The 23555-nt window shown below is 62.1% G+C and carries 16 protein-coding genes and 1 pseudogene; 12 read left to right on the top strand and 5 right to left on the bottom strand.

Annotated features, from left to right (window positions below; translation table 11 throughout):
- Window positions 1-80 precede the first annotated feature (80 nt).
- From RMR13_RS04190 to RMR13_RS04180, 3 genes are all read left to right on the top strand, one after another.
- Window positions 81-3566, top strand: a complete 3486-nt coding sequence (locus tag RMR13_RS04190) for a hypothetical protein (protein ID WP_310599387.1) — start codon at window positions 81-83, stop codon at window positions 3564-3566.
- Window positions 3567-3676: 110 nt separating this feature from the next.
- On the top strand, window positions 3677-5404 hold the full coding sequence (locus RMR13_RS04185) for an FAD-dependent oxidoreductase (RefSeq protein ID WP_310599386.1): 1728 nt from the start codon (window positions 3677-3679) through the stop codon (window positions 5402-5404).
- Window positions 5405-5459: 55 nt separating this feature from the next.
- Window positions 5460-7064 carry a HEAT repeat domain-containing protein gene (locus RMR13_RS04180; RefSeq protein WP_310599385.1) on the top strand — a complete coding sequence of 535 codons (1605 nt, stop codon included), beginning with the start codon at window positions 5460-5462 and terminating at the stop codon, window positions 7062-7064.
- Between the two features lie 39 nt (window positions 7065-7103).
- Here RMR13_RS04180 and RMR13_RS04175 read toward each other — a convergent pair whose 3' ends face one another.
- Window positions 7104-7889 carry a histidinol-phosphatase gene (locus tag RMR13_RS04175; RefSeq protein WP_310599384.1) on the bottom strand — a complete coding sequence of 262 codons (786 nt, stop codon included), beginning with the start codon at window positions 7887-7889 and terminating at the stop codon, window positions 7104-7106.
- A gap of 37 nt (window positions 7890-7926) precedes the next feature.
- Window positions 7927-8124, bottom strand: coding sequence for a hypothetical protein (locus RMR13_RS04170; RefSeq protein WP_310599383.1), 198 nt, complete (start codon window positions 8122-8124; stop codon window positions 7927-7929).
- Between the two features lie 290 nt (window positions 8125-8414).
- Between RMR13_RS04170 and RMR13_RS04165 the strand changes: the two genes are divergently transcribed.
- On the top strand, window positions 8415-9362 hold the full coding sequence (locus tag RMR13_RS04165) for a YkgJ family cysteine cluster protein (RefSeq protein WP_310599382.1): 948 nt from the start codon (window positions 8415-8417) through the stop codon (window positions 9360-9362).
- A 241-nt stretch (window positions 9363-9603) separates the two neighbouring features.
- Here RMR13_RS04165 and RMR13_RS04160 read toward each other — a convergent pair.
- From RMR13_RS04160 to RMR13_RS04150, 3 genes and pseudogenes are all read right to left on the bottom strand, one after another.
- A pseudogene (locus RMR13_RS04160) lies at window positions 9604-9765 on the bottom strand (transposase); the annotation flags it as partial.
- Window positions 9766-9975: 210 nt separating this feature from the next.
- Window positions 9976-13551 (bottom strand): pyruvate:ferredoxin (flavodoxin) oxidoreductase, encoded by a 3576-nt coding sequence (gene nifJ / locus RMR13_RS04155; protein ID WP_310599381.1) that lies wholly within the window; start codon window positions 13549-13551, stop codon window positions 9976-9978.
- A gap of 593 nt (window positions 13552-14144) precedes the next feature.
- On the bottom strand, window positions 14145-14321 hold the full coding sequence (locus tag RMR13_RS04150; protein ID WP_310599380.1) for a hypothetical protein: 177 nt from the start codon (window positions 14319-14321) through the stop codon (window positions 14145-14147).
- Window positions 14322-14554: 233 nt separating this feature from the next.
- Here RMR13_RS04150 and RMR13_RS04145 point away from each other — a divergent pair, with 233 nt between their 5' ends.
- The 8 genes from RMR13_RS04145 (at window position 14555) to RMR13_RS04110 (ending at window position 23554) form a co-directional block, all read left to right on the top strand.
- Window positions 14555-15766, top strand: coding sequence for an HD domain-containing protein (locus RMR13_RS04145; RefSeq protein WP_310599379.1), 1212 nt, complete (start codon window positions 14555-14557; stop codon window positions 15764-15766).
- On the top strand, window positions 15751-17532 hold the full coding sequence (locus RMR13_RS04140) for a chloride channel protein (protein ID WP_310599378.1): 1782 nt from the start codon (window positions 15751-15753) through the stop codon (window positions 17530-17532). Before RMR13_RS04145 ends, RMR13_RS04140 begins: the two co-directional genes overlap by 16 nt.
- A 40-nt stretch (window positions 17533-17572) precedes the next feature.
- Window positions 17573-17941: an RNase adapter RapZ gene (locus tag RMR13_RS04135; protein WP_310599377.1), complete on the top strand. Its 369-nt coding sequence runs from the start codon at window positions 17573-17575 to the stop codon at window positions 17939-17941.
- A 71-nt stretch (window positions 17942-18012) separates the two neighbouring features.
- Window positions 18013-18321: a phasin-related domain-containing protein gene (locus RMR13_RS04130; RefSeq protein ID WP_310599376.1), complete on the top strand. Its 309-nt coding sequence runs from the start codon at window positions 18013-18015 to the stop codon at window positions 18319-18321.
- 6 nt (window positions 18322-18327) lie between these two features.
- Complete coding sequence (locus RMR13_RS04125; protein ID WP_310599375.1) at window positions 18328-20025, top strand: AarF/ABC1/UbiB kinase family protein; 1698 nt, start codon at window positions 18328-18330, stop codon at window positions 20023-20025.
- 75 nt (window positions 20026-20100) lie between these two features.
- Window positions 20101-20883: an SDR family oxidoreductase gene (locus tag RMR13_RS04120; protein WP_310599374.1), complete on the top strand. Its 783-nt coding sequence runs from the start codon at window positions 20101-20103 to the stop codon at window positions 20881-20883.
- Between the two features lie 173 nt (window positions 20884-21056).
- On the top strand, window positions 21057-22097 hold the full coding sequence (locus tag RMR13_RS04115; protein ID WP_310599373.1) for a glucosyl-3-phosphoglycerate synthase: 1041 nt from the start codon (window positions 21057-21059) through the stop codon (window positions 22095-22097).
- A gap of 2 nt (window positions 22098-22099) precedes the next feature.
- Window positions 22100-23554, top strand: a complete 1455-nt coding sequence (locus RMR13_RS04110; RefSeq protein ID WP_310599372.1) for a hypothetical protein — start codon at window positions 22100-22102, stop codon at window positions 23552-23554.
- Window position 23555: the final 1 nt, after the last annotated feature.

Here is a 23555-nt window from a genome sequence, read left to right as displayed (position 1 = left end):
GTTGACAAGGGCGCCGGTTCGCGGCACGTTGCCCCTGTTGCATCCGGCAATTACCCGCGCAAGCGCACCAAGGGACAAGAGTGAAAAAATTAAGCAGGCAGGGCCGCACCGTCGTCATCGCCATGGGGATGGTGGTAGCCGTGCTGGCCTGCCTGCCTTTGCTGTTTGGTCAAGTCGCGCTGTCGCGGGCGCGGCAGGAGGCAGCCGGCCGGCTGCACGCCAACCTGGAGGCGGATTCCTGCTCGCTGGGTTGGTTCGGGGGGCTGCGGTGCAAGCAGGTGCGCTACGACGATGCCGTCCGGGGGGTGCGCCTCGAAGCGGCCAAACTCACCAGCGACAAGGGGCTGCTGCTCCTGCTGCTGGCCCCCTCCTTTCTGGGTGACATCACTGTCGATCAACCTGTCCTGACCTTTCTTCCGCCCGCATCCGATTCCTCCGTAACCGCGGACAGCGGCCGTCAGGCCGCATCGTCCCCCGATGGCGACGCCCAACAGTCATCCCCATCCTGGTGGGAACACTTGTCCTTCCGGCTCAAGGCCACTGGAGGGCGGATCGCCATCGATCACGACACCCCCTCGCCCCGCCAGATCGCCCGGCAATTCGAACTCGACGGCAATCTGGCCATGGGTTCGCTCCGCTACGAACTCAGTTTTCTTTCCCCGCAGCAGTCCGGGCAACTCCGGGCCTCGGGCTACGTCAACCTGCCCCTGGCCGACCAATCGTTTCCGGAAATGCTGGTGGCCTATGCCGAGGTGAGCGTGGCCGATCTGGAAATCGCCGACTTCCTCCAGTTGGCGGCGGCCCGGAGCCAAATGCCCCAGGGCCAGGGCATCCTCAACGCCACCTTGTACCTCAATCTTGCCGGTACCCGCAAATTCGAGGCCAAGGGGGAAACCTCGTTGCGCAACGTGCAACTCTTCGGAGGCATGCTCGGTCAGGACCAGCCCAGGATCGAGGAGATCGACTTTCGTTTCGCCGGCGGCCACCGCCAGGATGAAGGGTGGCGGCTGGATGCCCTGGAACTGCATTCGGCGTCTGTCCATTTGAGCGCCAAGGGCGGCTTCCGCGACGGTACGGGCAACCTGTCCGCCACGGGCAAGGTCAATCTGCCGCTCCTGGCGGCGCAGGTGCCCAGGCTGCTGAACCTCCACCGGCAAACCGTGATCAACGAGGGCACCGTCGATTTTTCCCTCGATGCCACGGGCAACGGCCGGGCCGTGGCCGTCCGCGCGGATTGCCGGACCGAATACCTGAACCTCACCCACGACGGCCGGCCTTATTCCTGGACCCAGCCCCTGGCGCTCTCGGCCGAGGCCGAATACCGAAACGGCAACACCACGGTTCGGGCGCTGAAGGTGCTGACCCCGTTTTTCGAGGCCAGCGGCGGCGGGGCCGTCGATGGCTTCACTCTACGGGGAAGCGGCGATCTCGACCAGATGTCGCGGGAATTGAACACCATTTTCGATTTCGGGATTCAGGCCAAAGGCCGGCTCGAATTGACCGCCGCCACCAGCAAGGCGGACAACGGCGACATCGGTTGCGAAGGCCGACTCGCCATCCGGGATTTCACCTGGGCGCGGGGCGGCAAAACGTCGTTGCCGGGCCATGACCTGCAGCTTGCCGGCCAGGCTGTGGTCGCCCCTTCGTTTTTTCGGGATAAATCGATCGACTCGCTGCGCGTCGAGGCGTCGGCCTGGCCGGGGAACGTTTTCTTCCGGGCCGGGGACCTGCGGCAGAACCGGGGACCGGCGCAGAACAACTGTCTCGTCCAGGGCAATGTCGACCTGGAACGGTTGACCGGCGCGATCCAGAGCCTGGGCAGCGGCGCGCAGCTGCCGGCCCTGAAAGGAATGCTCCGGTTCGACGGCACCGGTTTCTGCGCGGCCGAGGGGATGAAGATGACCCTGCACAGCCTGCAGGGAACGATCGATCGGCTGGCGGTCTCCGGTCCGGGTTACGGCATCCAGGAACCGAAGGTGCACTTCGCCCTGGGCGGCACCGGGCTCGCTTCCGGCCGCCAGATCGGGCTGGGGGAGTTGACCGTGGCCGATAACTGGCGGGACCTCGAGGCGCAGGAGCCGCCTTTTTTTCAGGTGAACGGCGGCCAGCGGCGATTGGCGGTTCGGCGTCTGGGATGGGCGTCGCCCGAGACCGACCTGACGCTCAGCGGCTCGCTTGAGGATTGGCGGCAGCCGGCCGCCGGTTACTCGGCCGCCTGCAAGGGAGAAACCTCGGCCGTCCTGCTCGGTTATCTCGCCAAAATCGTCGGCTGGCTCCCCGCGGATATCAATCTGGACGGCAAGGCGCGCGGTGCATTGACCGTCCATGCCAAGGCGGGCCGGAACATTTCGACCGAGGTGACCCTGGACATGACCCCCTTTGCCGTGATGCGCGGCAAGAACAAACTCTTTGCCGATCCGCATCCGATCGTGCATCTGGTGCTCGACAAGGAAAACCGGCCCGGCGGCAACATCAAAATGCCCTCGCTGATCCTGCGTTCGGCCCCGTTCAGCATCGAGGGCGCCGGATCGATTGCCGCGACCACTCCTCCCAGGTTGGAGATGCAGGGACGGATAAACTGCAATTACGCCGCGTTGCTGCCGATGCTGCAACCCCTGATCGGCCGGGATATCGCGGCCGGAGGCAGCCGGACCGGCGATCTCCTGCTTTCCCTGCCGCTCCAGTGGCCGGTACCGATGGAACGGCTGACCTTCTCGGCCCAGCTGCCCTTGGATACCCTTGCCCTGCAGGGGGTCGGCTTCAAGCCGCTGGTGGTGCCGGTGGATTGCAATCTGGGCAAGTTGCGATGCCGCCTGGACGGCCTGCTCGAAGGGGGCGGGCGGGCTAGGCTGGAACCCGTTTGGGATCTCGCCGCAGCCCAACCTGTGCTGTCTTTGCCTGCCGAGGATCAGTCGGTGGTGGATGCGCCCCTGAAACCGGCGCTGGTCCGGACGTTGGGACGGTTGCATCCGCTGTTCGGCACCATGGCGCGGCCCCAGGGGGTGGTGAGCATGCGGCCGAGCGCCTTTTCTTTCGCGCCTGCCGACAAGGAGGGCCAATGGCCCGAATTTACGACCGCGATCACCCTGAGCCGGGCCAAATTCAAACCGAGCGGCGCCCTGCACGAACTGCTGGCGCTTGCCGGCGTCACCAAGGAATGGCTGGCGTGCAAGGAACAGGAGGTGGTCTGCGAGGGGAAAAAAGGCCGGGTGCATTGCGGACCGGTCCGCCTTCTGGCTGGAGGCGACGAAATCAGCCTGCAGGGGGAAACCTTGTCGGACGGTTCGCTGCGCTACCGGGTCCGCCTGCCGGTGAACCAGCAGCTGGCGCAGAAGGCGCAGCTGTCGGTGGAAGGCAAGGCCATGGCTGAGGTGGAAATCAAGGGCGAGCGGACACAACAGGTGTTCGATGCCGCGGCGTTTCTTGCCGGCCTGCCGACGCAGTTGCGGCAGGGCGTCGAGGCAACCGCCGGCCAGCCTGCCGGCAGTTCCGGCAATCCGCCGGCCGGGCCGGCGGGAGAAAAAGCGTTGCCGGCCGCTGCCCGCGAGACCGGAGAGAAGCAATAAGATCGGGCCACGACAGTTGCGCGCGATGGGCGCCGGCCGCCCTCGGTCCGCAGGGAAGAAACCGCACCAGAAGGGTGCTTGACGTTTTTATTTCATGGGAGGTACCAGCTATGAGCAAGAAGATCGTTATTATCGGAGCCGTCGCCGCCGGACCCAAGGCCGCGAGCCGGTTGAAAAGACTGCGTCCGGATTGGGACGTGACCATGGTCGACCAGGACAGCCTGATTTCCTACGGCGGTTGCGGCATTCCCTACTATGTCAGCGGCGACGTCTCCGACGAGAGCGAACTGCGGGCCACCAGCTTCCATGTCGTCCGCGACGCCGCGTTTTTCGAGCATTCCAAGGGGGTGCGAGTATTGACCCGCACCCGGGCCCTGGCCATCGACCGGGAAAAAAAGCAGGTGCTGGTGCGCAACCTGGACAGCAACGAGGAACAGCGGCTGGACTACGATTATCTGATGCTCGCCACCGGCGCCAAGCCGTTCGAGCTGCCGATTCCGGGGATGGGGCTGGACGGGGTGTTCACCATCGCCGACCTGCACAAGGCCATTGAGATCAAAGCCAGGATCGCCCAGGGCAAGGTCAGCCGGGCGGTGGTGATCGGCGGCGGCGCCATCGGCATCGAGATGGCCGAGGCGCTGACCGATCTCTGGGGGATCGAAACCACCTTGCTGGAGTTGGCGCCGCAGCTGCTGCCCAAACTGGTTGACCGGCATTTCGCCACGATGCTGGCCCGGCACCTCGAGGAAAAGGGGGTGCCGGTTTTGACCAGGGAATCGGCCACCGAACTGGTCGACGACGGCCAGGGCAGGGTGTGCGGCGTAAAAACGGCCCAGCGTACCCTGGAGGCCGATCTGGTGATCGTGGCCGCGGGCGTGCGGCCCCGCAGCGAGCTGGCCAAGGCCGCCGGACTCGATGTCGCGCCCTGGGGCGGCATCAAGGTCAATCAGCGGCTGCAAACCACGGATCCCGCCATTTACGCCGCCGGCGACTGCATCGCGGTGGCCCACCTGGTCACCGGCCGGGATACCCACGCGCCCCTCGGGTCGCTGGCCAACCGCGAGGGACGGGTCGTGGCCGACAACATGGCCGGCATCCCTTCCCAGTTCGGCGGGGTGTGCGGCTCCTTCATCATGAAGGCCTTCGAACGCTGCATCGCCGCCACCGGCCTGACCTACGAGGCGGCCCTGGCCGAAGGCTTTGCCGCCGACTATGCCCTGACCTCGCCCTCGGACCGAGCGCATTTCTTTCCCGATCAGGCCGTGGTGATCCTCCAATTGGTGTTCGACCGCCGGTCCCGCCGCGTCCTCGGCCTCCAGGCCTTCGGCATGATGAACGATTCGATCTCGGCCCGGGTGGACACCGCCGCCGCCTTGATCGCCAAGGGGGGAACCATCGAGGATTTCGGCCTGGTGGAAATGGCCTATGCCCCGCCTTTTTCCTCGGCTATCGATTCGATCAACGCTGCCGCCTATGTGGCCGAGAACCTGTGCGACAACCGGCTGCGCCGGGCGGATCTCGACCGGTTTCTCGCCTGGATGGAGGATATGTCCATCGAGCCGGACTGGGCGGTGCTCGATCTCCGCCATCCGCTGGAATCGGCCGCCTATGTCGAGAAATACGGCGTGGACAAATGGGTGGGCCTGGAGTATGGGCAGGTTCGGAGTCGGTACAGAGAATTGCCGTCGGCGAAAACCTATATTATTCTCTGCAACGCCGGTACCAGGTCCTATGAAGTGCAAGTCTTCCTTGACCACATCGGTAAAATCGATAGCATGGTACTGTGTGGTGGATTGAACGTGATCAGCCGACTGGGTGTTGGCTGGTTATTGAAATGAACGCATAAGAAGCAAACAACAGGGGTGATGCATGGCCGAAATGAGCGGAGCATACATGATCGAGGAAATTCAGGCGAACATCCAGACCGGCGATGCGCTCAAGGCTCGATTGGTGCTGGATCAGCTTGGCGAGGTCGACAAGAAGACCCAAAACAGATTGATCCACGAATTGCTGCGTGGCGATGTGGCCTTTACCGTCCCCCTGTTGAACTATCTGGTGGCCCAATACCCCGATCTGGCCGCAAGCCTGCCGATCATCCGCGAGACGCTGATCTCCAACCTCATCGCCTACCCCGATATCTTGCTCAAATCGTTGACCAACCCGGAGATCGCCGACAAACGGCTGATGATCGAGACCGCCGGGGAATTGAAATTCGAGGAGGCGACACCCGCCCTGATCGAGCTGCTCGGCCAGACCGACGGCATGGAAACCATCAGGCTGATTATCGACAACATGGGCCTGATCGGCGATCCCGAATCGACCAACACCTTGACCGATTACCTCTACGCCGCCGACCGCGACCTGATCATCGCCGCCATCCATGCCCTTGGGCAGATCGGGACCAATACCGCCATGCACCGGCTGGCCGAACGGATGGGAACCGACAACGAACTGGACCTGATCATCCTCGGCATCTTTGCCGAGGTGCAGGACCAGATCTCCCTGGAGAAACTCAACGACACCCTCCGTTCGCACTACGCCCACATGCGCATCTACGCCAAGGACGAATTGGTGCGGATCGGCAGCAAGTCGGTGCCGGTCTTGATCGAGAATCTCAAAGAGGGCGACAGCGACCTGCTGATCCACACCCTCAACGTGCTTGGAGAAATCGGCGACGAGAGCGCGATCATGCCGATCCGCACCCTGCTCAACACCGTGCCGCGCAATCCCAATGTCCGTTTCGCCGCCTATGAGGCCCTGGCCCTGCTGCCCCTGCGCAAGGGGGCCTATACATTGGCCGCCGGCCTGACCGATGGCGAGGACCATGTCTGCACGGCCGCCGCCCGGGCTATTGATCGCAATTTCAACGAAATCCTCGCCGCGGGCATCAAGAACATGATCCGGGTCCAAACCGACGAGGCTCGGCATATCGTCAAGATCATCGTCAATGCCCAGGTCGACAACATCTTCCTCAGCCTGGCGCCGGAGGATTTCTTCCAGGAACTGGCGCTGATTTACCTGCCCCACGCCCATCGGGACATCAAAGAGCACTATATCGCCCTGCTCAAGGAAAAGGGGCTGGTGGATTTCGCCGCCAAGATTTCCGGGGCCCAGTTTGAGAAGAAGACCCGGGTCAAGGTTTGTGCCGTCGACGATTCCCGCATGATCCTCAATATCTACAAGGCAACCCTGCACGAGCTGGGTTTTGATCCGGTGCTGTTCGAGTTTCCTGCCGGGGCGTTGGAATGGCTGGCCAAGGAAAAGCCGGCCCTGGTGCTGACCGACCTCAACATGCCGGAAATTTCCGGAATCGAGCTGACCAGAAGAATCCGCGCCCTGTATCCGATGGAGGAGTTACCGGTGATCATGGTCACCACCCAATCCGATGTCCAGGATCACGAGGCCGCAGCGGCCGCCGGCGTCAACACGATTCTGATCAAGCCCTTCAATGCCGATTCCCTGCGGACGGCGATGGGGAAATATATCAAGGTGAGCTGAGAAGGAGACGGCCCTGGCCGCCGATCCGAGGAGGGTGGCTTATTCCGGGATGGCGGCGAGGTAGGCTGGCAACCGGTCGAAATGCCGGCCGACCTCGGAGGGTTGGTGGGCGTCCGAGCCGGCCCGGAGGGGGATGCCGCGGCGCAGTGCCTCGGCCACGATCCAATCGGCCGGGAAAGGGATGCCCCGGTAATCGAATCCCGAGGTGTTGATTTCAAGCGCCACGTTTTTTGCCTGCATGTTGTCCAGCAATTGCTCGATCTGCCGCCGGTGTCCGTCGTTGAAACGGATGCCGGGGAGGTGGCGCAGGACCGCGTCGAGGTGGCAGAGGACATCGCAATCCAGGGCCGCCACCGCTTCGGTCAGGGCATTGAAATAGGCGGTGATCACCGTATCGGCGCCGATGGTCGCAAATTGGTCCAGACTTTGCCGGCGGTTGCTGAGCAGGTTGAGATGGACGTCGCCGTGGCGGTAGAAATGGCACGACATGCCGACGCGCTCGAATGGATAGTCGGCCAGCCGCCTGCGAATGCCCGGAATCGCTGCCGGATTGAATCCGGTTTCAGCCCCCAGCCGAATGTCGATCACCCCCCGATATTGTTGCTTCAGCCGTTCCCCCTCGCGAAAATACACGGCAAAATCTTCGTCTTCGAGCCAGCTGGGCAGCGGATAGCGGATATCCGTTTCCAGGTGTTCGAGGAAGATCAGGGTGGTTAGGCCGCGTTGCACCGCCTGTTCGACATAGTCTTCCATCTCGCCGACAGCATGGTTGCAAAGCCGGGTATGGACATGGCCGTCCTCGTGGATATCGATTGATGGAGTCATGGGCATAGGCGGGAGAAAATCGGGGCTTGTTTCGGGCTCAGGCGTTGCCTCGGGGAAAGAAATGGAGGACGCCGTCGATGTCGGAGGTGTCGCAGACGTCGCCGAATTCCATATCGAAATCGATGAACCCGTCGAAATCGTTCATCTCGAGGGAAAAGGTCGGACCATCAGGCATGTGGTAGATCAAGGTGTTGACCTTGCTGAGGTCGAGCTGGTTGACAAAAAATTTTTTCATGTACAACTCTTGGCAACAAAAAAGAAAAGTTTCCCAACTTAGCAGGTTCAGGAGGGAAAAGATATACAATTGACATCCTGAACGGCCATTTTTTACCTCTTCCGGCGCCATCTTTCGGGGGTGACGAGGCTGTCCTTTCCAGCCGGACTTCCACGTGTCCCTGGGAAGGAAAGGAGGCGAAATTCCGATAAGGTTTGACACCGAAAAAGGGCATGGTAGAATAATCGCCCTTGTATTCGGCCGTTCGCGGCCGCAGAATCCGACTTTACCCGCACAGCAAGAGGTGCCGCATGGCAATTGACGAATATAGTGATGACGAACTCGATTTTATCAAGTCCACCGACAAAAATCCCTCCAACATTCTTCCGGAAAAGCTAACGCTCACCTCGAGGCTGCAGTTCAGCTGCCATCCCGGGGTGAGTTGTTTCACCGCCTGCTGCCACAACATCAAGATCATTCTCACCCCGTACGACATTCTTATCCTCCGCAAGCGGCTGGGCATCCCGGCCCACGAGTTCGTCACCGAATATACCGAGCCCACCTATTTGGAAAAGACCGACATGCCGGGGGTGCAAATCAAACTGGTGGGCGAGAAGAACGGTTGCCCTTTCGTGACGCCTGAGGGATGCACCGTCTATTCCGACCGGCCTTCGGCCTGCCGCTATTATCCGGTGGGCATGGCCGATTTCCATGAAGGCGGCACCAACGATGCGGCCGAAGAGAAGTTCTTTTTCCTGGTCAAGGAGCCGCACTGCAAGGGACACGAGGAACCCAAGCACTGGACCATCGGCGAATGGCGGGCCGACCAGGGGGTCGATCTGCGCGACGAAATGAACAAGGAATGGCTCCGGCTGGTCATGCGGCGCAAATCCTTCGGCCTCCAAGCCACCTTGAGCGAGGCTGCCAAGCGGATGTTCTTCATGGCTTCCACCGATCTGGACACTTTTCGCAAGTTCATCTTCGAAAGCTCGTTCCTCGACACTTATGAGATCGATCCGGCAACCCTGGCGAAAATCAAAGAAGACGACGTGGAATTGATGCTGTTTTCCTTCAAGTATCTCGCCAACACCTTGTTCGGCGCGCCGGGATTGGCCGTCAAGGAGGAGAAGCTCAAGAGCAAGATCTCGGAGATCAGGAAGCGGCAGGATGAGGCGGTGCAAAAGGCCGAACAGGAATACGAGGAATTAAAGGCGGAGCGGGATCGCATGCTCCGTGAGCGCGAGGCAAAGGACGCCTAAGCCAAGTAGGGTCTGGCCGGAAGACTTCCGGCCGCATTGAGCGGCCGCGGGGAGATAACGCATGCCACGAAAAAGCGAGTGGGCCGGTTGTTCACCGGCGCTCGCGGTATTCGTCGCAGCGGCCGATCAGTATACAGCGTTTTTTGAAGCGGTGATGGACTAAACAACCACCGACTTGAAGTCGGTGGGTTTGAAATCGCGGACTGAAAGTCCAGCAATACCGGCAGGCTGCGCAGCCGGTTCACGGCTCAACATCAAAACTGTCATGAGGATTTGGTTCAAAATGATGCGAAAGGCACTCCGAGATCATCTCTTTTGTCAGTTCGCCAGCCGTTACGCAAAAATAGCCACGTGCCCAAAAATGCCGGCCCAAATAGCGCTTTTTCACGTGGGGAAATTCTTCAAGTCAGCTGCTAGCAGAATGCTACCCGCCTGAAAGACGGGGGGGGGGGGTAACCTTCTTTTTCGGACGAATAAATCGCAGTACGCAAGGGGCCGATCGGCCCCTTTTTTTGTGGCCGTTCCCCGGTTGGCAGCCTGGCACACACACAAAAAAAGCCCTGCCGGTTTGCACCGGCAGGGCTTTTTACTTCACATCAGGGCACTTGGACGGTTATTCCGTCTCCAGTGCCTTGGCCCAACCTTTGAGCAGTTTCCAGGACTTATCCACATCCTTCTGCGATTGAGCCATCAACTCTTCCGCATGGGCCGGATTGGACAGCTTCAGCATCCGATAGCGGTTTTCGCTCAAGGCGTACTCGGCAAAGGTGATGGTCGGCTCTTTGGAGTCGATGATCATCGGGTTCTTGCCTTCGGCTTCGAGGTCCGGATTGTAGCGGAACAGCGACCAGTGACCGCACTCAACCGCCTTCTTCTGCTGCTCCAGACCCATGGCCATGTTGATGCCGTGGTTGATGCAGTGAGCGTAGGCGATGATCAGCGACGGACCGTCATAGGCCTCGGCCTCCTGAATGGCCTTGATGGCCTGCTGCGGATTGGCGCCGATGGAGATACGGGCCACGTAGACCGTGCCGAAGGTGGAGAAGATCAGGCCCATGTTTTTTTTGGGCATGGTCTTGCCGCCGGCGGCGAACTGGGCCACGGCTGCGCGCGGGGTGGATTTGGACATCTGGCCACCGGTATTGGAGTAGACCTCGGTGTCCATGACCAGGATGTTGACGTTCTTGCCGGAAGCCAGCACGTGGTCAACACCGCCGTATCCGATGTCATAGGCCCAACCGTCGCCGCCGATGATCCAGACGGATTTCTTCACCAGGTAGTCGGCCACATGGTAGAGCCGCTTGGCGATGGCCTCCTTCTTGCCTTCGAGGGCGGCCTTCAACTGGGCGACACGACCCCGCTGGGCTTCGATCTCGATCTGGTTCTTCTGCGAGGCGTTGATCAGGGCATCGGCTGTGGCCTTCTCGATCATGCCTTCCTTGACAGCGACTTCCAGCAACTCGGTTGCCTGGCTGGCCAGTTTGTCCACGGCCTGACGCATACCCAAGCCGTGCTCGGCGTTATCCTCGAACAAGGAGTTGGACCAGGCCGGGCCACGTCCGTCGGCGCGCTTGCAGTACGGGGTGGTGGGCAGGTTGCCGGAGTAGATCGAGGAGCAACCGGTGGCGTTGGAAGCCAGCATCCGGTCGCCGATCAACTGGGTGACCAGCTTGATGTACGGGGTCTCGCCGCAGCCTGCGCAGGCGCCGGAGAACTCGAACAGCGGCCGCTTGAACTGGCTGCCCTTGATGGTGCCGACGTTGATCAGGCTGTCGTCGACCTCGGGCAGGGCCAGGAAGGTCTTCCAGTTCTTCATGGACTCCTGCTTGACCTCTTCGGTGTTCGTGATCATGGACAGGGCGCGGATCTCAGTCTTGTTGCCGTCGGCGTCCTTCTTGCGGGCCGGGCAAACGGTCACGCAGAGGGTACAGCCACAGCAGTCCGAGGTGGAGATCTGCATGGTGAACTTCATGTCCTTGAATTCCTTGCCCACCGCGTCGGCGGTCTTGAAGGAGGCGTCGGCGCCGGCGGCCTTGAGGGCCTCGGGAGTGGCGACCTTCATCCGGATGCAGGCATGGGGACAAACCACCGAGCAACGGCCGCACTGGATGCAGGTGTCGGCATCCCAACAGGAGACCTGGACGGCGATGTTGCGTTTTTCCCACTGGGAGGTGCCGGTCGGCCAACGGCCATCGTTCGGGAACTGGGAAACCGGGATATCCTCGCCATGGCCTTCCATCATCTTGGCGGTGACGGTCTTGACGAATTCGGGAGCCTCGACGGAGACGATCGGTGGCATTTCGTGGCCGGTCACCTTCTTGGGCACCTTGACCTCGACGATGTTTTCGATGGCGCCGTCAACCGCGCTGTAGTTCATGTTGACGACCTTGTCGCCCTTAATGCCGTAGGTCTTCTTGATCGCTTTCTTGATCGACTTGATGGCGTCGTCTTTGCTGATGATGCCGGAGATGGCGAAGAAGGCGGTCTGCATGATCATGTTGATGCGGGCGCCCAGGCCGAGAGCCAGACCGAGTTTGACCGCGTCGATGATATAGAATTTGACCTTCTTCTCGATCAACTGCTTCTGCACCAGAGAGGGCAGGTGATCCCAGATCTCGTCCTTGGTGAAGGTGGTGGTCAGCAGGAAGGTGCCGCCGTTCTCCAGGTTGGCCAACATGTCATAGGTGTTGAGGAAGGCCGGGTTGTGGCAGGCGACGAAGTTGGCCTTGTTGATCAGGTACGGGGCAACGATCTGGTTCTTGCCGAAACGCAGGTGCGAAACGGTCATGGAGCCGGACTTTTTGGAGTCGTAAACAAAGTAGCCCTGAGCCGAGTTGTCGGTCTCTTCGCCGATGATCTTGATGGTGTTCTTGTTGGCGCCGACCGTACCGTCGGAACCCAGACCGTAGAACAGGGCGCGGTAGACGTCGGAACCCTCGATGTTGAAGGAGGCGTCGTACTTGAGGCTGGTGAAGGCCACGTCGTCGTTCGGGCCGACGCAGAATTTTTTCTTCGGAGCCAGGGAAGCCATGTTGTCGAAAACAGCCTTGACCATGGCCGGGGTGAATTCGGCGGAGCCCAGACCGTAGCGGCCGTTGAGGATGACCGGGACGAACATGGTGGGGTTGACTTCGGCGGCCTCGGTGACTGCGGCGCGGACGTCGAGATAAAGCGGATCGCCGTTGGAGCCCGGCTCCTTGGTGCGGTCAAGCACGGTGATGCGCTCGACGGTGGGCGGCAGGGCGTTGACCATGGCGACCGGGTCGAACGGGCGGAACAGGCGGACGATGACCAGACCGATCTTCCGGCCATCGGCAATCAGGTGCTCGACGGTGGAGGTGACGGTCAGGGCGCCGGAACCCATGATGACGACGACGTCGGTGGCATCCGGAGCGCCGATGTAGTCGAACAGGTGGTACTGACGGCCTGTGAGGGCGGCGAATTTGTCCATGGTGGTCTGGACAATGCCCGGAATCGCATCGTAGTACTTGTTCACGGTCTCGCGGCCGATGAAGTACACGTCCGGGTTCTGGGCGGTACCGCCGATGGTCGGACGGTCCGGGGTCAGAGCGCGTTCGCGATGCTTGATGATCAGGTCCTCGTCGATCATGGCGCGCATGTCGTCGAAGGTCAGCTGCTCGATCTTCATAACCTCGTGCGAGGTCCGGAAGCCGTCGAAGAAGTGGAGGAACGGTACGCTAGCCTGGAGAGTGGCCGAAGTGGAGATCAGCGCCATATCCTGGCATTCCTGCACATCTTGGGAGCAGAGCATGGCCCAGCCGGTCTGGCGGACGGCCATGACGTCGCCGTGGTCGCCGAAGATCGACAGACCCTGGCAGGCGATGGCGCGGGCGGTTACGTGGAAGACCGTGGGCAGCAGCTCGCCGGCGATCTTGTACATGTTGGGGACCAGCAGGAGAAGACCCTGGGAAGCGGTAAAGGTGGTGCACAGGGCGCCGGCGCCCAAGGAACCATGCACGGAACCGGCCACGCCGGCTTCGGACTGCATCTGGGTGATGACCGGGATGGAGCCCCAGATGTTTTCCTGCTTGGCGTTAGCCTTGGCGTCGGACTCGGCGGCCATCGGAGAAGATGGCGTAATGGGGTAGATCGTGATGACTTCACTGGTGGCATACGCAACGTGCGTACACGCCTGGTTTCCGTCAATAGTGACCATTTTTCGCGACATAAGATCTTTCTCCTTACACGGTGGTTGGTGTTCGCCGGCAGGTGGTTGACCGCCGGAAACGGTTAAAGATGAACGCTATGTACAAGAAGTCCCTAGGAGGAACTTCACAAAACGCGGGTTGGGGCTGATCCGGTCTGTCGCGGTTTCGATGCTTTGCGGGAAAGGGGAGGGGCAAACGGTACGTTGCCGTTGCGACTGGAGGTCACGTCCGGCACTGGTCCGGTTGTCGCCACGGGTGATTCGCTTCCCTTCCGGTTGTCTCGATTTTCCGCCCCAGATCGGAACAGTCGTGCCTTAACTGCGCGGAAAAACACCGGGTTCCTGGCAGCGGCAAGGCAGTGGCAATGAATTGGGATTCAGTCCATTTTGGTGGGGCACGATAAACCAAAAAACAGCATTGTGCAATGCTAAAGGTTGGCAAAAAGCGCTCCATTTGCAACGAGTTGTCACCGGCCTCCAGGGTTGGAAAAAGAGCGTCGAGCACGGGTGGAATCCGCCGAAAATGGCGGTGGAAAAAGGAAGGCGCCGTCGGGTCGGCGGAGAGGGGCGCCCTTCTTTGCGAAAAAAGAGGGCGCCCTGCGACAGGCAGCCGATCAGTCGTTGATTTCCACCAGGAAATCCTTGATCTTGTCGTACAACGATTCCGGAATCTCCGTGCCGTACATGAATTGCTCGGCTTCCTCGCCGGTGATACTCGCCTTGATTTCGGCGGGCAGGGAACGAAGCAAGGCCACTTTGGCCGGATCGGGGTGTGTGGTCGGTTCAGGCATGGCGTGCCTCCTTCTGGAGTCGTATGGTTGGCGATGGTGCGCTCCCATCGGCGTGTTTTCTTCCTCAACAGTAAGAAAGCGGCCGGGGCGGAACAAGGGTATGTCCCGTATTTCTGCGAAAATACGGGACATGGCTGCCGATGGAAGGCGGTGCGGCTGTCCGGCTGAAATCTGTTTTATTCGCCAGGGCTTTTTGGTATGTTCATTTCTTTTATCGGAGCGGGGAACGGGAAATGAACGAGTGCAAGGTGGGAGATCGGGACTGGCCGCGGGCCGTGCGGCGGGAACTGGACGACCGCGAACAAGCCGCGCTTGCCCCCCTGGCCTGCGCCAGCCGCCATGCCCTCCGTCGGGTGCCGGAGACCCCGGCCGACCATCGTCAGGATTTCGCTCAGGATGCGGACCGCATCCTCCACTCCCGGGCCTATACCCGCTATATCGACAAGACCCAGGTCTTCTCTCTGGTGGACAACGACCACATCACCCACCGGGTGCTGCACGTGCAGCTGGTGTCGCGCATTGGCCGCACCATCGGCCGGTTTCTCGGGCTCAACGAGGACCTGGTCGAGGCCATCGCCCTGGGGCACGACATCGGCCACCCGCCCTTCGGCCACGAAGGCGAGCGCATCCTGTCGAAAATCTGCAGCCGCCATGGCCTGGCCTCCTTCCAACACAATATTCAGTCGGTTCAATTCCTGGACCGGTTCGAACGGGGCGGCAGGGGCTGGAACCTTTCCCTCCAGGTCCTGGACGGTATTCTCTGCCACGACGGCGAGGTCCGGGCGCGGCGCCTGCGCCCCGACCGGCACAAGGATTTTGCCGCCCATGACCGGGAAATGGCGGCCAAGCTGGCCGATCCCGACCTGGAACTGGTGCCGATGACCCTGGAGGGGTGCGTGGTCCGCCTAGCCGACACCATCGCCTATATCGGCCGCGACCTCGAGGATGCCATCGAACTGGGCCTGGTCGGGCGCGATGAAGTCCCCGAGCAGTGCCGGCGGGTGCTCGGCAACAGCAACGGCACCATCGTCTACAGCCTGGTAACCGATCTCCTGGCCAACAGCGCCCAAATCCGCGAGGCGGCCGCCGATGATGTTGCCGGCGATTGGCTTGGGTTCGGCGAAGAGGCGGGGGGCGCGCTCCACCGATTGAAGATTTTCAATTATCAACGTATTTACACCAATTCGGCTTTCAAACCGGATTTTGCCAAAATCCATTTGTGTTACGAGCGGTTGTTCGACCATTACCTCGACCTGGCGCACCGGGCTGAGCGCGGGGAACACGGCCGGAGTTTCCTCCGGTCGATGTCGCCCGCCTACCTGGCCGCGCACGGTCCGGCCGCCATGGTACGCGATTACCTGGCCGGCATGACCGACGCCTATTTCCTGCGGCAGGCCGCGGCCATCGGCTGTGCAATCCCGGAGCGACTATGCTTACCAAAGTAAAACGATTCCTTCCGGGGGAACGGGCACGGATGATCCTGATTGCAGCCTGCATCGGGGTCATGTCCGGAGTTGCCATCATTGTCTTTCGCGAGTCGGTGTCACTCGTCCACGAGGTCATCTTTGTCTGGGGACACGAAGCGCTCGGCATCAAGGAGGGCGGCTGGCGGCTGTTGCTGCTGCCGCTTCTGCCGATGGCCGGCGCGGTCCTGCTCATTCCCTTGTCTCTGGCCTTTCCCGGACGGGTCAACGGCTACGGCTTCACCGCCTTTCTGCGCCGGGTCAACCTGGAAAACGGGGTGATCCGGGCCCGCAACATCTTCATCAAGATCATCGCCACCGCCCTGACCATCGGCAGCGGCAACTCGGCCGGGGTGGAAGGGCCGATCGCCCAGATCGGCGGCGCCCTCGGCTCGCAGCTGGGGCAGCGGTTCCGGGTTTCGGGCAAGCGGATGAAGGTCTATATCGCGGCCGGATGCGCCGGCGGCATCGCCGGCATTTTCAACGCCCCGCTGGCCGGCATGTTTTTCGCCGCCGAGATCGTCCTGCTCGGGACCTACGAGATTTCTTCCTTTTCCGCGCTGGTGATCTCCTCGGCGCTCTCGACCGTGGTGTCGCGGGCGTACTACGGCGAGGTGCCGGCCTTTCCCATTCCGGACTACACCATTGTCAACGCCTTTGTCGAAATCCCGCTCTACACCCTGATGGCGGTGATCATCGGCGCGACGGCGGTGCTGCATATCCGCTTCTTCTACCTGATTCGGGACCGGTTCCGGCGCCTGCGACTCCACGAGCAGATCAAGCCCGTTTTCGGCGCCTTGCTGGTCGGCTGCATCGGCATTTTCTTCCCGCAGGTGATGGGTAACGGGTACGACTACATCGCCAAGGCCCTGGCCGGCGACACCCTAATCTGGCGGATGATGATGCTGGTTTTCCTCAAGTCGCTGGCCACCGCCATCACCCTGGGCTCGGGCGGCGCCGGCGGGGTTTTCGCCCCGGCCCTGTTCATCGGCGCGGTCCTCGGCGGCGCCTACGGCGGCATTGTCCATCACTTCTTCCCCGAGGTGACCGCCAGCGCCGGCGCCTACGCCACGGTGGGTATCGGCGCCTTTCTCGCCGCTACCACCCACGCGCCCCTGACCGCCATCTTCCTCCTTTTCGAGATGACCGGCAATTACATGATCATCATCCCGGTGATGGTGACCGCGGTGCTGGGCACGGTCACCTCCTCCTGGCTGTACGGCGACTCCATGGATACGGTCGATTTCACCCGTGAAGGGATCGATATCCACGAGGGCCGCGAAGTGGCGATCCTCAAGTCGATCCGGGTGGGCAAGGCGATCACCGAGGATGTCGATTTCATCAGCGAGAATGCCAATATCAACCACCTGCTCGAACTGTTCCGCATCGCCCGCAACAATTTCTATTTTCCGGTGGTCAACAGCAAGGGGACGATGGTGGGGGTGGTCTCGATGCAGGATGTCAAGACCATCCTGCACAGCGAGGAGGAGCGGGTCTGCCACCTGGTGGGCGCCATCTGCGCCCGCGACGTGATCATGCTCACCCCGGACACCAACTGCTACGAGGCGATGCAGCTGTTCGATATCAAGGGGATCGACGAGATTCCGGTGGTGGAAAGCATGGAGGAACCCTGGGTGCTCGGTATGCTCAAGCGTCAGGACGTGATCGCCGCCTATAACCACGAGATGCTCAAGCGGGGCATCAACGAACGGGCCGAATCCATCCGGATGATCTGTTCGGCCAGCTAGACGCTTCGGGGCGGACCCCCGGCCCCGCAAGGGAGGAATCATGAAGATCACCCTGTTTTCCTTTGGTTTCAAGCACGGCTATCCCGAGGCGGATGTGGTGTGGGATGTCCGTTTCCTGCCCAATCCGTACTGGGTGCCGGAACTGCGGTCCCACACCGGCCTGGAAACCGAGGTGGCCGGCTATGTGCTGGCCAACGAACCCGGCGAGCGGTTTCTGGAGTTGCTGGAACCGCTGTTGGTGTTCACCCTGGCCGAACATGCGGCCCGCGGCCGGGAATCGCTGACCCTGGCCATGGGCTGTACCGGCGGCAAGCATCGTTCGGTGGCCTTGGTGGAACATCTGCGGCTGCGGCTGACCGCCAAAGGATACCGGCTTGAGGCGTACCATCGCGATATCGACAAGGAATAGGGTGCGCGGGCGGCATGTAGGACCTATAGTGAGAAAACAGTATTTCCCTTTTATGCACAGTGGAGGCAATCATGATGGAATTTGTGAAAAATGCGTTCTATGCCGGTATCGGCGCGGCTTTCCTGACCAAGGAAAAGATCGAGGAGCTGAAAGGCGAGTTGATCGAAAAGGGCAAGATGTCGCAGGAGGAGGGCAAGCAGTTTGTCGACGACCTCCTGCGCAAGTCGGAAAAGGCCAAGGATCAGCTCGATTTGTGGCTCAACAAGCGGGTCGAGGACCGAATCAAGCAGCTCAACCTGGCCACCAAGGACGAGATCGCCGAGCTGCAACGCAAGATCGAGGAACTGCAGGTGGCAATCAATAAGGGCAACGGCAACTAGCCGCCCATGTTCAGCATCAGGAAGCTCGGGGCCATCGGGCGGACCTACCGCCACCTCAACCGCTATCACCGCATCCTGCGGGTCCTGTTCAAATACGGCTTCAACGACCTGATCGACCGGCTGCACATCGATCAGTACCTCGAATCGGGTCTGCAGATGATCAACCGCAAGCCGCGGGAGCAGATTTCCCGGCTCTCGCGGCCCGAGCGGTTGCGGCTGGTGTTCGAGGAGTTGGGGCCGACCTTCATCAAGCTCGGCCAGCTGCTCTCCACCCGTCCCGACCTGATTCCGCCCGATTTTCTCGACGAGCTGGCCAAGCTGCAGGACGAGATTCCTCCTTTCTCGGCGGAGGAGGTCCGGGCTATCCTCAAAGAAGAGTTGGGGCGTTATCCCGAGGAAATTTTTCACTATTTCGATGAAGAACCCCTGGCGGCCGCCTCCATCGGCCAGGTACACCGGGCCCGGATGGACGACGGCGCCGAGGTGGTGGTCAAGGTGCAGCGGCCGGGCATCGAGAACGTCATCGCCGTCGACCTGGAGATCCTGGCCCACATCGTCGAGCTGATGGAGCAGTACCTGGAAGAGGTGCAGGGACATCAGCCCATGGCCATTGTCCATGAGTTCGCCCGCAGCCTGAGCCGGGAAATCGATTTTTCCATCGAACTGGCGAACATTCAGCGGTTTGCCCGCCAATTCGAGGACAACCCGGCCATCCACGTGCCCCTGGTGTATCCGGAGTTGAGCACCGACCGGGTACTGGTCATGGAGTATGTGCTCGGCATCAAGTCGTCCAAGGTGGAGGTGCTGCGCGAGCAGGGCTACGATCTGTCCCTGATCGCCGAGCGCGGCGCCAACCTGGTGATGGAGCAGATTTTCGTCCACGGCTTCTTCCATGCCGATCCCCACCCCGGCAATGTTTTCATCCTGCCGGACAACGTGGTCTGCTTCATCGATTTCGGCCAGATGGGGCGGCTGTCGCTCAAGGACCGGGAGGATTTCACCGACCTGGTGCTCAACCTGGTGGCCGGCAACGAGCAGAACATCGTCGCCGGCGTACTCAAGGTCACGGTGCAGCTGGGCGAGATCGATCGGGAGCACCTGAGCCGCGACCTGGGTGGCCTGATGGACATGTATCTCTACCGTCCGCTGGAGGATCTGGAGGCCGGCAAGATTCTCCAGGACCTGCTCGATCTGGTTTTCCGGCACAAGCTGTCGTTCAAACCGAGCTTCTACCAGATGCTCAAGGCCTTGACCACGGTGGAAGGGCTGGGGTTGATGCTCGACCCCAAGCTGGAGCTGATCCGCCTGGCCGAACCGTTCATGCGCAAGATCCGGCTGGGCCGGTTGCAGCCCGGCCGCCTGGTCTCGGAGCTGTCGGCCACCGGCTCCTCCTATCTCAGCCTGTTGCGCGACCTGCCCGAGGAGGCGCGCACCATCCTGTACCAGCTTCGCAATGGCCGGATGCGGCTGGAATTCGAACACCGGGGCCTGAAATCCTTGAGCGTGACCCTCGATCAGGTGTCCAACCGCATCAGCTTCGCCATCGTCCTCGCCTCCCTGATCATCGGCAGTTCCCTCATTCTTCTCTCCGGGCTGCCGCCTCTCTGGCGCGGCATTCCGATCATCGGCCTGCTCGGTTTCACCGTGGCCGGACTCATGGGATTCCGGCTTTTGCTCTCCATCCTCCGCCACAGCCGGATGTGAGCGGCGCGGCTGCTTGGACAAAGAGATACCGCAAAAAGAAAAACGCATCCCGCACAACGGAAAGGAGGCATGCGCATGGCACGCGACAACCAACGGACAGAAGGCAAGAGGCTGGACGGCAAGACCGCGATCGTCACCGGTGCCAGTGCCGGTATCGGCCGGGCCACGGCCCTGGCTTTGGCCGCCGAAGGCGCGGCAGTGGTGCTCAACGCCAGGCGGCGGGAACGATTGATCGAAGTGGCGGCGGAGATTGCCGCCCTGGGCGGCAAGGCCTTGGTGGCACCGGGTGATGCCGGCAAGGCGGAGGAGATTGATGCCCTGCTCGCGCAGACTCTGTCCTGGGCCGATGGCGGCAACAGCTACCATATCGTGGTGGTCAATGCCGGCCGGGGCCTGGCGGGCGGTTTGCTGGCCAGCGACGAGGGCCAATGGGAGGCCCTGTACCGGACCAATGTCCTGGGTGCCGCCCACCTGATGCGGCAAGCCGGCCGTTACCTCGAACAGCAGGGGCGCGGCGATATCGTGGCCCTCGGTTCGGTGGCGGGCCGCAATATCTCGCCGGTGAGCGCGGTCTACGGTGCAACCAAGTTCGCGATGGCCGGCCTGGTCGAGGGGCTGCGCCGGGAACTCTGCGGCCATGGAGTGCGGGTCTCCCTGGTGATGCCGGGGATCGTCACCTCGGAGTTCCAGCAGATGGCAGGGTACGATACAGAAAGCTTCGGCACCTTTGCCGCCCAGTTCGGTACCCTGCTCGAACCCGGCAACATCGCCGAGGGCATCCGCTGGCTGCTCACCCTGCCGCCCCATGTCCATGTCAACGAGATCATGATCCGGCCCACCGGCCAGAGCTATCCCTGATCGGTGCCGCCGGACAGCCGGCACCCGAGCGCTGCCGTCCGCCTCTGCCGCTGCCTTTCCCGGTTCCCGGAGTGTCGGCCCTTGACTTTCCGGGAACAACCTTCATAGAATCGGAAGAGTTCCATCTTTTCCTGAAAATACCCCACGGCTGCCGGTCAGATCGCAGGAGGTCCATGGACAGAGCTGACAGGTGGCTGTCGACCCGCACCTTCCACCACCGGCAATTCGCCGATATTGCCGCCTTGGTCCGCCGGAAACAGGCCCAGGGGCTGCGGCTGTCGTTGGTCGTTCCCACGCTTAACGAAGAGCAAACCATCGACACCGTGCTCAAGCGGCTGCTGCCCTTGCGGGATGCGGTGTCGCTTGTGGACGAGATCGCGGTGATCGATTCCGGCTCCACCGACCGCACTGTGGAGCGAGCCGGCGAAGCGGGGGCCGAGGTGTATCGGGCGGCGGACATCCTGCCCGGCATGGGAGCTGCCCGCGGCAAGGGCGAGAACCTGTGGAAGGCCCTGCACCGGCTTTCGGGCGATATCCTGGTCGCGCTCGATGCCGACATCGCCAACATGCACCCCCGCTTCGTGACCGGCCTGGTGGGCCCTCTTCTCGAGCATCCCGAGATCGGCTACGTCAAGGCGTGCTACGACCGTCCCGCCTGTCCGGACAGCGGCGCCCTGGGCGGCGGCCGGGTGACCGAACTCCTGATCCGGCCGTTTTTTTCCCTGCATTTCCCCGAATTGACCGGCTTTATCCAACCGTTGGCCGGTGAATTCGCGGCCCGGCGTTCCCTGTTGGAGACAATCCCCTTTCCGGTGGGATACGGTGTCGAGGCGGCGCATCTGGTCGACCTTCACGCCCGCCACGGCCTCTCGATTTTCGCCCAGAGCGATCTGGGCCAGCGCCTTCATCGCAACCGAGGCAACGCGGAACTGGGCAGGATGGCCTGTGCCATCCTCCAGGTCGTGGAACGACGGCTGCACCTGCGGCGAGGACGGCCCGAATCGACGGGGCCGGACTGTCTGATCCGCCAATTCGTCCGCCGCGGCGACACCTTTGCGGCGGTGAGCTTTGCCATCGACGAACAGGAACGGCCGCCGATGCTGACGGTGGCGGCCTACCGGCACCAACGGATGATGCGCGATGGGCGGCAGGATCGGCCGCGGATTTTGGCTGCGCACCCGATCGAAGCGGCGGCGGCCACTGCGGAGGAATAAAGATGCGGGTTGCGCTGGTGCACTATCATCTGCAGGGTGGCGGCGTGACCCGGATCGTCTGCCACCAGCAAAAAGCGCTTGGGCGGCATGGCATCAAGGCCGTGATCCTGACTGGCAAGCCGCCGGCGGTCCGGGACGCGGGCGAGTACCGGGTCGTTCCCGGCCTCCAATACGAAGCGGATCGCCCTGCCGTAACCCCTGCGGAGCTCGCAGCTCAGATGCGGTCCGCGGCCAGGGCGGCCCTGGGCGGTCCGCCCGACCTTTGGCATGTCCATAACCACAGCCTGGGCAAGAGCCTCGTCCTCCCCCTGGCCCTGGGACTTTTGGCGGGCCGGGGCGAGCGCCTTCTGTACCAGCTCCACGATTTCGCCGAGGACGGCCGGCCAGGCAACTATCGGGCCATGCTCGCCGCCATGGCGGCGGGCCGCCGGCAGATCCTCTCGCGCCTCCTCTATCCCCGGGGCGGCCATCTCCACTATGCCGTGCTCAACCGGCGTGATCACCAATTTCTGCGCGAAGCCGGACTCGGTGGCAACCACCTGCATCTGCTGCACAATCCGGTGGATCTGGGACCTGTGGCCCCCGAGGCATTCCCCGTCGCCGGCCGGGAGCCGCTGTGGCTCTATCCCACCCGCGCCATCCGCCGCAAGAATCTGGGGGAATTCCTCCTCTGGTCGGCCCTGGCCCCTCGGGACATACGATTCGGCACCACCTCGGGTCCTGAAAATCCCGTGGAACAGCCCCGTTACCGGCGCTGGCTCCAGGTGGCCGGGGAATTGGGCCTGCAGATCCGGTTCGAGTTGGTGCGGCCGGGCGGCCCGGATTTCGACACCCTGCTGCGCCGGGCCGAGGTGGCGGTGACCACCAGCATCGCCGAAGGGTTCGGCATGGCCTTCCTCGAACCCTGGTTGCTCGACGTGCCGGTATTCGGTCGCAATCTTCCGGAAATCATGCCTCCTGCCGGTGCCGAGGAGTTCTGTCAGCCCTGGACCTACGACCGGTTGGATGTTCCCCTGGATTGGCTCGGTCACGGCCGGGTCGAACGGGCGGCGCGGGAAGGGTTGCAACGCTGCCTGGCCGCCTACGGCCGCAATCCGACCAAGGACGATGTCCATCGGGTTCTGGCGGCCTGGATACGGGACGGCGGGATCGATTTCGGCAGGTTGGACGAGCCGCTGCAGGAGACGATCTTGCAGCGATTGGTTGTCGGCCAGGCGCAATCCGCCTTGGCGCGGCCAATGGACTTGGCGACCGCGGCCCGCCTGGGGGATGCGGTCGCAACCAATCGATCTCTCCTGCAAAACCGCTACAGCCTGGACCGTTATGGCGAGGCCTTGAAGGCAATCTATCATCGGGTGGCCGGGTCCGCGGTCAGCGCGATCGACCACCTGGACGGCGAGGTTTTGCTCGACCGGTTTCTGGCACCGGAACGTTTGTCCCTGCTTCGGGTGGATTGAC

Source organism: Desulfobulbus sp. (genome assembly GCF_031547805.1).
Lineage (GTDB): Bacteria > Desulfobacterota > Desulfobulbia > Desulfobulbales > Desulfobulbaceae > Desulfobulbus.
The sequence above is the reverse complement of the archived record's forward strand: the minus strand, read 5'-3'. Positions and strand labels throughout refer to the sequence as shown.